The 11,557-nt window shown below is 65.7% G+C and carries 9 protein-coding genes and 2 tRNA genes; 10 read left to right on the forward strand and 1 reads right to left on the reverse strand.

All coding sequences use genetic code 11. The features are described 5' to 3' along the window. The first annotated feature begins 138 nt into the window (after positions 1-138). The 10 genes from fdnG to CFB34_RS08435 all read left to right on the forward strand — a co-directional run bounded on the left by fdnG (position 139) and on the right by CFB34_RS08435 (position 10,798). Positions 139-3,210, forward strand: coding sequence for a formate dehydrogenase-N subunit alpha (gene fdnG / locus CFB34_RS08390; RefSeq protein ID WP_089442912.1), 3,072 nt, complete (start codon positions 139-141; stop codon positions 3,208-3,210). 10 nt (positions 3,211-3,220) lie between these two features. After that, positions 3,221-4,135 (forward strand): formate dehydrogenase subunit beta, encoded by a 915-nt coding sequence (gene fdxH, locus CFB34_RS08395; protein WP_089442911.1) that lies wholly within the window; start codon positions 3,221-3,223, stop codon positions 4,133-4,135. After that, the gene (locus tag CFB34_RS08400) at positions 4,132-4,758 is read left to right on the forward strand and encodes a formate dehydrogenase subunit gamma (protein WP_011355693.1); all 627 of its coding nucleotides are present in this window, start codon (positions 4,132-4,134) and stop codon (positions 4,756-4,758) included. Before fdxH ends, CFB34_RS08400 begins: the two co-directional genes overlap by 4 nt. Before the next feature lie 109 nt (positions 4,759-4,867). Further along, the gene (gene fdhE, locus CFB34_RS08405; protein ID WP_179243711.1) at positions 4,868-5,803 is read left to right on the forward strand and encodes a formate dehydrogenase accessory protein FdhE; all 936 of its coding nucleotides are present in this window, start codon (positions 4,868-4,870) and stop codon (positions 5,801-5,803) included. A gap of 76 nt (positions 5,804-5,879) precedes the next feature. Further along, positions 5,880-7,319 carry an L-seryl-tRNA(Sec) selenium transferase gene (gene selA, locus CFB34_RS08410; protein ID WP_089442909.1) on the forward strand — a complete coding sequence of 480 codons (1,440 nt, stop codon included), beginning with the start codon at positions 5,880-5,882 and terminating at the stop codon, positions 7,317-7,319. Beyond that, positions 7,316-9,241 (forward strand): selenocysteine-specific translation elongation factor, encoded by a 1,926-nt coding sequence (gene selB / locus CFB34_RS08415; RefSeq protein ID WP_089443367.1) that lies wholly within the window; start codon positions 7,316-7,318, stop codon positions 9,239-9,241. The genes selA and selB overlap by 4 nt, the downstream gene beginning before the upstream one ends. A gap of 32 nt (positions 9,242-9,273) precedes the next feature. Next, positions 9,274-9,369 (forward strand) — tRNA-Sec (locus CFB34_RS08420). A 56-nt stretch (positions 9,370-9,425) separates the two neighbouring features. Further along, positions 9,426-10,181, forward strand: coding sequence for a Fic family protein (locus CFB34_RS08425; RefSeq protein ID WP_089442908.1), 756 nt, complete (start codon positions 9,426-9,428; stop codon positions 10,179-10,181). Positions 10,182-10,291: 110 nt separating this feature from the next. Beyond that, positions 10,292-10,387, forward strand: a tRNA-Sec gene (locus tag CFB34_RS08430). A 198-nt stretch (positions 10,388-10,585) separates the two neighbouring features. After that, positions 10,586-10,798, forward strand: coding sequence for a hypothetical protein (locus CFB34_RS08435; protein WP_089442907.1), 213 nt, complete (start codon positions 10,586-10,588; stop codon positions 10,796-10,798). A 75-nt stretch (positions 10,799-10,873) separates the two neighbouring features. Here the strand turns inward: CFB34_RS08435 and CFB34_RS08440 are convergent, their stop codons facing one another. After that, on the reverse strand, positions 10,874-11,299 hold the full coding sequence (locus tag CFB34_RS08440) for an NUDIX hydrolase (RefSeq protein ID WP_089442906.1): 426 nt from the start codon (positions 11,297-11,299) through the stop codon (positions 10,874-10,876). Positions 11,300-11,557: the final 258 nt, after the last annotated feature.

Below are 11,557 nucleotides of genomic sequence, written 5' to 3' on the forward strand. Positions count from 1 at the left end.
GTTCGGGTGCGCGCGGAACGCGGATCATCGTTGGTAATCAGACAATTCAGTATTGATCCGAAGATTCGAACATAGTTGCGCGAACTGTCTATAATTCCTTTCAGTTTCCTCACCCCCACAATAACGCCGAGACCAGCCATGCTACAAATGTCCCGGCGCCAGTTCCTGAAGGTGACGGCTACGTCGCTTGCCGGATCGAGTCTAGCCCTGATGGGCTTCTCTCCGTCCGAAGCGCTCGCCGAAGTCCGACAGTACAAGCTGGCGCGCACAGTCGAAACGCGCAACACCTGTCCCTACTGTTCAGTGGGTTGCGGCATCCTGATGTACAGCCTCGGGGACGGCGCGAAGAACGCCCAGCCGAGCATCATCCACATCGAAGGCGATCCCGACCATCCCGTCAATCGCGGCACGCTGTGCCCGAAGGGCGCGAGCCTGATCGACTTCATCCACAGCCCGAACCGCCTGACGCACCCCGAGTATCGTGCGCCCGGCTCGGACAAGTGGGAACCGATTTCGTGGAATGACGCGCTCGACCGCATCGCGAAGCTGATGAAGGCCGACCGCGACGCGAACTTCGTCGAGACGGCGGAAGACGGCTCCAAGGTCAACCGCTGGCTGACCACCGGCATGCTCGCCGCGTCGGCGGGCAGCAACGAAGTCGGCTACCTGACGCACAAGACCATCCGCAGTCTCGGGATGCTCGCATTCGACAATCAGGCGCGTGTCTGACATGGCCCGACGGTGGCAGGTCTTGCCCCGACGTTTGGCCGTGGAGCGATGACGAACCATTGGGTCGACATCAAGAACGCGGACGTGATTCTCGTGATGGGCGGCAATGCAGCCGAGGCCCATCCGTGCGGTTTCAAGTGGGTAACGGAGGCGAAGGCGCACCGCAAGGCGCGGCTGATCGTCGTCGACCCGCGCTTCACGCGTACGGCCTCGGTGGCCGACTACTACGCGCCGATCCGCACCGGCACCGACATCGTCTTCCTGGGCGGCGTCATCAACTATCTGCTGACGAACGACAAGATCCAGCATGAGTACGTGAAGAACTACACGGACTTCTCGTTCATCGTGCGCGAGGATTTCGCGTTCAACGACGGCATCTATTCCGGCTATGACGCCGAGAAGCACGCGTACCCGGACAAATCGAGCTGGGACTACGAGCGCGGCGACGACGGCTTCGTGAAGGTCGACCCGACGCTGCAGCATCCGCGCTGTGTTTACAACCTGCTGAAGCAGCACTACGCGCGCTATACGCCGGACATGGTCCAGCAGACGTGCGGCACGCCGAAGGAGAAATTCCTGAAGGTGTGCGAGATGCTCGCGACCACGGCCGTTCCCGGCCGCGCCGGCACGGTGCTGTACGCGCTCGGCTGGACGCACCACTCGATCGGCGCGCAGATCATCCGCACCGGTGCGATGGTGCAGTTGCTGCTCGGCAACATCGGCATCGCGGGCGGCGGGATGAACGCGCTGCGCGGCCACTCGAACATCCAGGGGTTGACCGACCTCGGGCTGATGTCGAACCTGCTGCCGGGCTACATGACGCTGCCGATGCAGGCCGAGCAGGATTTCGACGGCTACATCAAGAAGCGCGTGCAGCTGCCGCTGCGGCCGAACCAGTTGAGCTACTGGAAGAACTACAAGGCCTTCCACGTGAGCTTCATGAAGTCCTGGTGGGGCGATGCGGCGACCGCCGAGAACAACTGGGGCTACGACTACCTGCCGAAGCTGGACAAGCAGTACGACCTGCTGCAGGTGATCGAGCTGATGAATGCCGGCAAGATGAACGGCTACATCTGCCAGGGCTTCAACCCGCTTGCGGCGTCGCCGTCGAAGGTGAAGACGGCGGCCGGGCTCGCGAAGCTGAAGTGGCTCGTGATCATGGACCCGCTCGCCACCGAAACCTCCGAGTTCTGGAAGCATCACGGCGACTACAACGACGTCGATTCGTCGAAGATCCAGACCGAGGTGTTCCGTCTGCCGACCACCTGCTTCGCGGAGGAAAACGGTTCGCTCGTGAGTTCGAGCCGCGTGCTGCAATGGCACTGGAAGGGCGCGGAGCCGCCGGGCGAGGCGAAGAGCGACCTCGAGATCATGTCGGGGCTGTTCCTGCGCATGCGCAAGATGTACCAGACGGACGGCGGCAAGTATCCGGATCCGATCGTCAACCTGACCTGGCCGTACGCGAACCCGGAAAGCCCGACGCCCGAAGAGCTGGCAATGGAGTTCAACGGCAAGGCACTCGCCGACCTGCCCGATCCGAAGGATCCGACCAAGACGCTCGTGAAGAAGGGCGAGCAACTGGCCGCGTTCGCGCAGCTGAAGGACGACGGCACGACCGCGAGCGGCTGCTGGATCTTCTGCGGTGCCTGGACGCAGGCCGGCAACCAGATGGGGCGGCGCGACAACGCCGACCCGACCGGCATCGGCCAGACGTTGAACTGGGCGTGGGCGTGGCCGGCGAACCGGCGGATCCTGTACAACCGCGCGTCGTGCGACGTTGCCGGCAAGCCGTTCGACCCGACCCGCAAGCTGATCGGCTGGAACGGCAGCGCGTGGAAGGGGGCCGACATTCCCGACTTCAAGGCGGACGAAGCGCCCGAGAACGGGATGGGGCCGTTCATCATGAACCCGGAAGGTGTCGCACGCTTCTTCGCCCGGGCGGGGATGAACGAAGGTCCGTTCCCCGAGCACTACGAGCCGTTCGAGACGCCGCTCGACGCGAACCCGCTGCACCCGAACAACCCGCAGGCGCTGAACAACCCGGCTGCCCGCGTGTTCCCGGACGACCGCGCGTCGTTCGGCAAGGTGGCGGAGTTCCCGCACGTGGCGACGACGTATCGGCTCACCGAGCACTTCCACTACTGGACCAAGCATGCGCGGCTGAACTCGATCATCCAGCCCGAGCAATTCGTCGAGATCGGCGAAGACCTCGCGAAGGAAGTCGGCGTCGCGCATGGCGAGCGCGTGAAGGTGTCGTCCAAGCGCGGCTACATCATCGCGGTCGCCCTCGTCACGAAGCGGATCAAGCCGCTGACGGTCGACGGCAAGAAGGTCCAGACGGTCGGCGTCCCGTTGCACTGGGGCTTCAAGGGTCTGACGAAGCCCGGCTATCTCGCCAATACCCTGACTCCGTCCGTGGGTGACGGCAACTCCTATACACCGGAATTCAAGTCGTTCCTGGTGAAGGTCGAAAAGGCGTAAGGGGAAAGAGATGGCATTGCAATCGCTGGATATCAAGCGCGTCTCGGCCACCACGACGCCACCGCCCACGGTGCGCGAACCGGTGACCGGGAGTGTCGCCAAGCTGATCGACGTATCGAAGTGCATCGGCTGCAAGGCATGCCAGACGGCATGCATGGAGTGGAACGACCTGCGTGACGAGGTCGGCACCAACGTCGGCGTGTACGACAACCCGGCCGACCTGAGCGAGCATTCGTGGACGGTCATGCGGTTCTCCGAATACGAGAACCCGGCCGGCGACCTCGAGTGGCTGATCCGCAAGGACGGCTGCATGCACTGCGAGGATCCGGGCTGCCTGAAGGCGTGTCCGTCGCCGGGCGCGATCGTGCAGTACAACAACGGGATCGTCGATTTCCACGAGGAGAACTGCATCGGTTGCGGCTATTGCGTGACCGGCTGCCCGTTCAACGTTCCGCGGATCTCGAAGAAGGATCATCGCGCATACAAGTGCACGCTCTGTTCCGACCGCGTCGCGGTCGGCCAGGAACCGGCCTGCGTGAAGACCTGCCCGACGGGCGCGATCGTGTTCGGCACCAAGGAGGACATGAAGCAGCACGCGGCCGAGCGGATCGAGGACCTGAAGGAGCGCGGCTTCGAGCATGCGGGGCTGTACGACCCGCAGGGCGTCGGCGGCACGCACGTGATGTACGTGCTGCACCACGCGGACAAGCCGTCGCTGTACCACGGGCTGCCCGACAATCCGTCGATCAGCCCGATGGTGAAGCTGTGGAAGGGCATCGCGAAGCCGCTCGCGGTGGCGGGCCTCGCGCTGACCGCGCTTGCCGGGTTCTTCCACTACGTCCGGGTCGGTCCGAACGAGGTGAGCGACGACGAGGAACAGGCCGCGCGCGACGAGGCGCGACGCATCAAGGAGGACGCGAAATGAATCACGACGACCCCAACCTGATCGTCCGCTACTCGGCGAACGAGCGCACGAACCACTGGATCACCGCGATCACGTTCGTGCTGCTCGCGCTGTCCGGGCTCGCGCTGTTTCATCCGTCGATGTTCTGGCTGACCGCGCTGTTCGGCGGCGGCCAGTGGACGCGGATCCTGCATCCGTTCGTCGGCCTCGTGATGTTCGTGTCGTTTGCGATCCTGGTGGTGCGCTTCTGGCACCACAATGCGCTCGACGCGGACGATCGCCAGTGGCTCAAGCAGATCGGCGACGTGCTGACCAACCAGGAAGACAAGCTGCCGCCTGTCGGGCGCTATAACGCCGGGCAGAAGCTGCTATTCTTTACGTTGGTCGCGTGCCTGCTGCTGCTCCTGCTGTCGGGAGTCGTGATCTGGCGGCGCTACTTCTCGTTCTACTTCCCGATCGGGGTGATCCGCGCGGCCGCTGTCGTGCATGCCGTGGCGGCCTTCGTGCTGATCGCGAGCATCATCGTGCACATTTACGCGGCGTTGTGGGTGAAGGGCTCGATCGGCGCGATGGTGCGCGGCACCGTCACGCTGGGCTGGGCTCGCAAGCATCACCCGAAGTGGTTCCGTGAAAGCGTGAAATAACGCACCGGAGCGGGGCGGCTCGCCGATCGCGGCGGGCTGCTCCGCTCCATCGCCGGAACCGCCCGAAAGCGCCGATGCGTCGGCGCTTGTTTTTTTGGAAGATATTTTTGTGACACAACGCATCCTCGAACCGACCGAGATCTCGACCCTCGATCATTCGGCCATCCCGCGCTTTCGCCTGCCGGAGCGCGCCACCGCGTTCTCGGCGCGCGCCGCGCGGCTGCGCAAGCTGGCCGACCTGAACCCGATCAGCGGCTACCTGCGGCTGATGGCCACCGTCGCCGATGCGCAGCACGCGACGCTGCAAACGCTCGAACTGCCGCTGCCTTCGAAGGAAGCGATCGCGCGTGCGCAGGAGCATTCGATGCCGCTCGTGCCGGCGCTCGACGGCGAGCGCAATCCGCGCTGGCGGGCCGTGCTGTACGAACTGCTCGACCGCGTCGAAGGCGCCGGGCTCGTCAACCCGCAGCTCGCGAAGCTGCTCGACAGGCTTCGCCTGATGGCGCCCGCCGAACTCGACGCGCAAGCCGACGCGATTCTCGCGCTGCGTTTCGCCGAAGTCGACCCGGCTACCGCGCCGTTCCTGATGGCCGCGCTGCAGGTCGTCTGGACGGACCTCGCCAGCCGCATTCCGCCGGCCGACGTCCCGTATCTCGACCAGCCGGGGCTGTGCCCCGTGTGCGGCACGCATCCGGTCGCGAGCGTCGTGCGGGTCGGCGGCCAGTACCAGGGCTACCGTTTCCTGCAATGCGGGCTGTGCACGACCGAGTGGCACATGGTGCGCACGAAGTGCTCGCACTGCGATTCGACCAAAGGCATCGCGTATCACGGGATCGAGGGCGGCAGCGAAGCCGTCAAGGCCGAATCGTGCGACGAGTGCAAGACCTATCGCAAGATCGGCTATCAGGACAAGGACTACGAGTTCGAGCCGCTGGCGGACGATCTCGCGAGTCTCACGCTCGACCTGCTGATGAACGAAGCCGGCTACCAGCGCAGTTCACCGAACCCGCTGCTGTGGCCGGATGTCTCGCGGGACGCGAATTGACGGCACGGGCCGGCGGGACGGTGCGCGAGCACCGGCGCCGGCCCGCTGCGAAGCATGAGACTGGAGCCTCAACGACGTGACCGAACCGGGTGTGAATGAACTGAATGCGGTACTGGCGCGCGTGCCGTCCGTCGAACGCGTGCTGTCGTCGGCGCCGCTGCAACCGCTCATCGCGGAGTACGGCCGCACGCGCGTGCTGAACGCCGTGCGTGCCGAACTCGAACGCTGGCGTACCGCCGCGCAACACGATCCGGCGGCGGCCGAGCCGCTCGACGAGCCGCGCATCGCCGCGGCCGTCGCGCGCACGCTGGCCGCGCAGAGCGCGGGCGCGGTGCGCGCCGTGTTCAACCTGACCGGCACCGTGCTGCACACGAATCTCGGGCGCGCACTGTTGCCCGACGACGCGGTGCGCGCGGTGGTCGACGTGCTGACGCGGCCGGTCAACCTCGAATTCGATCTCGCCACGGGCCGCCGCGGCGATCGCGACGACCTGATCGACGATCTGCTGTGCGAACTGACGGGCGCGGAAGCCGCGACCGTCGTCAACAACAACGCGGCGGCCGTGCTGCTGGCGCTGTCGGCACTGGCGACGAAACGGGAAGTCGTGGTGTCGCGCGGCGAGCTGGTCGAGATCGGCGGCGCATTCCGCATTCCCGACATCATGAGCCGCGCGGGGGCCAAGCTGCGCGAGGTCGGCACCACCAACCGCACCCATCTGCGCGACTACGCGGAAGCCATCGGCCCGCGTACCGCGCTGCTGATGAAGGTGCATTGCAGCAACTACGCGATCAGCGGCTTCACGAAGGAGGCGACGCTCGCCGAACTCGCGCCGCTCGCGCGCGAGCACGGGCTGCCGGTGGCCGTCGATCTCGGCAGCGGCACGCTCGCCGACCTGTCGCAGTGGGGCTTGCCGCACGAGACGACCGTGCAGGAAACCGTCGCTGCCGGCGCAAACGTTGTCACGTTCAGCGGCGACAAGCTGCTCGGGGGGCCGCAGGCCGGCCTGATCGTCGGCGATCGCGCGCTGATCGCGAAGATCAAGAAACATCCGCTCAAGCGCGCGCTGCGCGTCGGCAAGCTGACGCTCGCGGCGCTCGAGCCGGTACTGCGCCTCTACCAGTCGCCCGAGTTCCTGCGTGGCCGGCTCACCACGCTGCGGCTGCTGACGCGCCCGCAGCGCGAGATCGCCGAGGCTGCCGAGCGCGTGCGTCCGGCGCTGCAGGCCACGCTCGGCAGCGGTTTCGACGTGACGGTCGAGCCGATGTTCAGCCAGATCGGCAGCGGCGCGCTGCCGGTCGACCAGTTGCCGAGCGCCGGGCTCGTCGTGCGCACGGCGGACGGCAAGCGCGGCGGCCGTGCACTGGCGCAGCTCGAGAAACGGCTGCGCGAATGGCCTCGCCCGGTGATCGGCCGCGTCGCCGACAATGCACTGCGGCTCGACCTGCGCTGCCTCGAAGCCGCCGACGAGGCGGTGTTCGTCGCGCAATGCGTGCCGCCCGCGGGGCCCGCTGCATGATCGTCGGTACCGCGGGACACATCGACCACGGCAAGACGACGCTGGTGCGCGCGCTGACGGGCGTCGACACCGATCGCCTGAAGGAAGAGAAGGCGCGCGGTATCTCGATCGAGCTCGGTTACGCGTATACGCCGCTCGACAACGGCGACGTGCTCGGCCTGATCGACGTGCCGGGCCACGAGAAGCTGATTCATACGATGGCGGCCGGCGCATGCGGGATCGACTTCGCGCTGCTCGTGATTGCCGCCGACGACGGCGTGATGCCGCAGACGCGCGAGCATCTCGCGATCCTGCAGCTGCTCGGCGTCACGCATGGCGCCGTCGCGCTGACGAAGTGCGATCGCGTCGACGCCGCGCGCGTGGCCGACGTGCGCGACGAGATCGCCACGTGGCTGAACGACTCGACGCTGGCCGGCGTGCCGATTTTCGAGACGCGTGCGACGGCTGCGGACGATCCCGGCGTCGCGGCGCTGAAGCGTTATCTGGCGGACGCGGCGATCGCGTGGCGTGCCCGCCGCGACGACGGGCTGTTCCGGCTCGCGGTCGATCGTGTGTTCACGCTCACTGGGCAGGGCACCGTCGTGACGGGCACCGCGTTCGCGGGCCGCGTCGCGACCGGCGACACGCTCGCGATCGTACGCACGGGCGGCGCGGCCCGCGTGCGCAGCATTCATGCGCAGAACCGGCCGGTCGAGGCCGGCCGCGCAGGCGAGCGTTGCGCGCTGAATCTGGCCGGAGTCGACAAGGCCGAGGTCGAGCGAGGCGACACCGTCGCCGATGCGCGGCTCGTCGCGACGTCGCCGCGTCTCGACGTCGAGCTGACGCTGCTCGCGGATACGGGGCTCACGCTGACGCACTGGGCGCCGCTGCACGTGCATCTCGGCACGCTGCATCGCGTCGCGCATGTCGCGCTGCTCGACGGCGATACGCTCGCGGCCGGCCAGCGGATGCGCGTGCAACTGGTATTCGACGAGCCGGTGTTTGCGCTGCCGGGCGACCGCTTCATCGTCCGCAATCCGCAGGCGACGCGCACGGTCGGCGGCGGCCGCGTGCTCGATCCGTTCGGGCCGGCGCGCAAGCGTCGTACGCCTGCGCGCCGCGCATGGCTCGACGCGCTGGCCGAATGGCTCGACGCAGGCCGCCTCGATGCGCTGCTCGCGCAGGCGCCGCTCGGCATCCCGCGCGCGATGCTCACGCATCTGACGGGTTTCGCGCCGAATGCGCTGGCGTTGCCGGAAGACGCGCTGGCGATCGGGCAGCGCGACGCCGCGTCGAACGACGGCGCGGTGATTGCCCAGGCGCACTGGCGCGCGTTGCAGACGCGCGCGATCGATACGCTGCGCGCGTATCACGAGCGCATGCCCGACGAGCAGGGGCTCGACGCCGCGCGGTTGCGGCGGATGGCCGCGCCCCTCGCCGGCGATACGCTGTGGCGCGCGCTCGTCGATGCGCTGGTGGCCGGCGGCGAAGTCGCGCGAAGCGGGCCGTGGCTGCACCTGCCGTCGCATGCGGTGAGCCTCGAGCCGCGCGAGGAGGCGCTGGCGCAGCAGCTGCTGCCGCTGATTCACGCGGGGCGCTTCGACCCGCCGTGGGTGCGCGACCTGGCCCGTGACACGGGCGCGGCTGAAGACGCGGTGCGCGCGTTGTTGCGCAAGCTCGCGCGGCGCGGCGACGTGCACCAGGTCGTGCGCGACCTGTTCTACCACGCGAGCGTGGTGCGCGAGCTGGCGGAACTGGTCGCGCATCTCGTGCCGTCGCGCGACGGCGGGCTCGATGCCGCGACGTTCCGCGATGCGACGGGGCTCGGCCGCAAGCGCGCGATCCAGATTCTCGAGTTCTTCGACCGGGTTGGGTATACTCGCTTCCACCGCGATCTTCACCTCCTGCGGCCTGACAGCGGTTGGGCGGGTATTCAGGCGTAGGCGCTCGTTGTTCTTTGGGTTCTTTTCCCCACGGAAGGCATTCGTATCCGGTGGTACGGCTGGACTTCAAATCCAGTTGGGGGTGTCAGACACTCCCGGGTAGGTTCGACTCCTGCTGCCTTCCGCCATTCGCCATTCCCGACGCGGAGTAAAATGGCGCGCATTGGTCGATTTTGGTGATTTCATGGATTCGTCCGTATCGCTTCTGCTGGAAGCCGTCGATGCCGACAAGGCAAAGCTGGACGCGGCGCGTCCACTTCCGCCGCACACGCTGGCGTCATTGCGCGAAAAGCTGATGCTGGAGTGGACTTACCATTCGAATGCGATCGAAGGCAACACGCTAACATTGCGGGAAACGAAGGTCGTACTCGAAGGCATTACCGTCGGCGGAAAGTCGCTGCGCGAGCATTTCGAGGCCACCAATCATCGCGACGCGATTCTCTATGTCGAAGAAATCGTCGGCAAGCAGGAGACGCTGTCGGAGTGGCAGATCCGGAATATTCATGCGCTGGTATTGAAGGGGATCGACGACGGCGAGGCTGGCAGGTATCGCCGGGAGAACGTCGTGATCGCAGGCGCAAGCACGACACCCCCGGATTTCCTGCATTTGCCGGCTGAAATGGCCGCGCTCATCGATTGGGACACGCAGGCGGGCGCGATGCATCCCGTGGCACGGGCTGCCGAATTGCATACGCGGTTCGTGAAGATCCATCCGTTCGTCGACGGCAATGGAAGAACGGGGCGGCTGCTCCTGAATTTCGAACTGATGAAGTCTGGCTATCCGCCGGCGGTCATTCGCAAGGAAGACCGGCTGGCTTACTACGATACGCTGGACGAGGCATGCACGACCGCCGACTACAGCGGCATCACGCGCCTGGTGGCCGAGTCAGTGCAGCGCTCGCTCGACGCCTACCTCGACGTGCTTGGGTTGCGCACGTAGCGGACCATTCCGAACGCCTGTCAGGCTGGCTCGATCGCTGAGGCGTCCTGTCTGGGCCGATCACTTCAACTCCGGTAAATGTGCCGTCTGCCGGGTGTTCTTCCTCGTAGGGAAGGCATGCGTATCCGGTGGTACGGCTGGACTTCAAATCCAGTTGGGGGTGTCAGACACTCCCGGGTAGGTTCGACTCCTGCTGCCTTCCGCCACCCCGTTTTCTTGTCGACTCGACGCGCTTCAATCAACGTGCAATTGCACGACAGCACCGGCGATTGCAATTGCCAAAACTTGATCGGGAAAAGCACTAAAAGTTTGCGATTTTTTTCCGGGCTATAGTCGAATCACTGAAGGTAGACGCGGCGTCCCTTGCCGATACCGTTCAGGTAATGACTGTAGACGGGTGCAGTATGAAAAATAAAATCGACAAGACCACCGGACCGATCTGGGGTGTGGCTGCAGGATTGCTTCTTGCTGTCGCAGGATTGAGTCTCGGCATTTTCCCGACGTCCCTGCAAAGCTCGGGAAGCGCGAACGACTTCATGGCGTCCGGTATTGCGATGCTCGGCATCTTCCTGGTCGTCTATGCGACACACGAGTTGCGAAGAAGGCGTCCGCATTGAGCGCATACGCGCTGCCGATCCACGCAGGACGATCCGGGCCGGTTTGCCGGCTCGCGAATATGCTCGCCCGTCGCGCTACGTCTTGCTGATTTCGTGTTGATAAACGAGTTCGACGATGCGCTTCGTCGGAATGCTGGCGCGCAACCCTTCGACGCCGTCGACCGGAAACCACTTGCATTTCTCGATCTCGTTGTTTGCTTGCGGCGTCTGGTCCGGGCCGACTTCCGCGAAGAACACGTGATGGATTTTGGCGAGGCCGGTGAACTGCATCGAGTAGACGAGCGGCTGGCCGGTCATGCCGGTTTCTTCGCATAACTCGCGATGTGCGGCATCGAGCGGCGTTTCCCCGCGCTTGATCGTGCCGCCGGGAAGGGCCCAGCGCGACGCCGCTCGGGCAACGAGCAAGACCTGTTCGCCGCGGTAGCAGACGATGGTCGCGCGTTCCTTGACCGGGACGGTGCTCGCTTCAGGGGCGGAATTGGGCGCTAGGGTTTGAGGCATGAAGCAATTCTAACCATCGCGGATCGATCGGCAAAGCGCGTCTGACGTGGTTTGACGATCGATCGTCACGGTTGCGTGTCCGGCCACGCCGCCGCTGCGTTTCGCAGGTTCGAATCCATGCCCGGCAGGCGCCCGGTCGTCCGCGCCCAGGGTCGAGCGTCGGCATGAAGTGCGCGATGGGTTCCGCCCTTCGCTTCGAATCGGGCGACGTTATCGCTCGATGCCTCGATGCCTCGATGCCTCGATGCGGGACATATC

It is taken from the genome of Burkholderia sp. HI4860, from assembly GCF_002223045.2.
Lineage (GTDB): Bacteria > Pseudomonadota > Gammaproteobacteria > Burkholderiales > Burkholderiaceae > Burkholderia.

Excerpts from the sequence above, each read along its gene's own strand:
- fdxH (WP_089442911.1), top strand. The coding sequence starts at position 3,221 with ATGGCATTGCAATCGCTGGATATCAAGCGCGTCTCGGCCACCACGACG.
- CFB34_RS08400 (WP_011355693.1), top strand. The coding sequence starts at position 4,132 with ATGAATCACGACGACCCCAACCTGATCGTCCGCTACTCGGCGAACGAG.
- selB (WP_089443367.1), top strand. The coding sequence starts at position 7,316 with ATGATCGTCGGTACCGCGGGACACATCGACCACGGCAAGACGACGCTG.
- CFB34_RS08425 (WP_089442908.1), top strand. The coding sequence starts at position 9,426 with ATGGATTCGTCCGTATCGCTTCTGCTGGAAGCCGTCGATGCCGACAAG.
- CFB34_RS08435 (WP_089442907.1), top strand. The coding sequence starts at position 10,586 with ATGAAAAATAAAATCGACAAGACCACCGGACCGATCTGGGGTGTGGCT.
- CFB34_RS08440 (WP_089442906.1), bottom strand. The coding sequence starts at position 11,299 with ATGCCTCAAACCCTAGCGCCCAATTCCGCCCCTGAAGCGAGCACCGTC.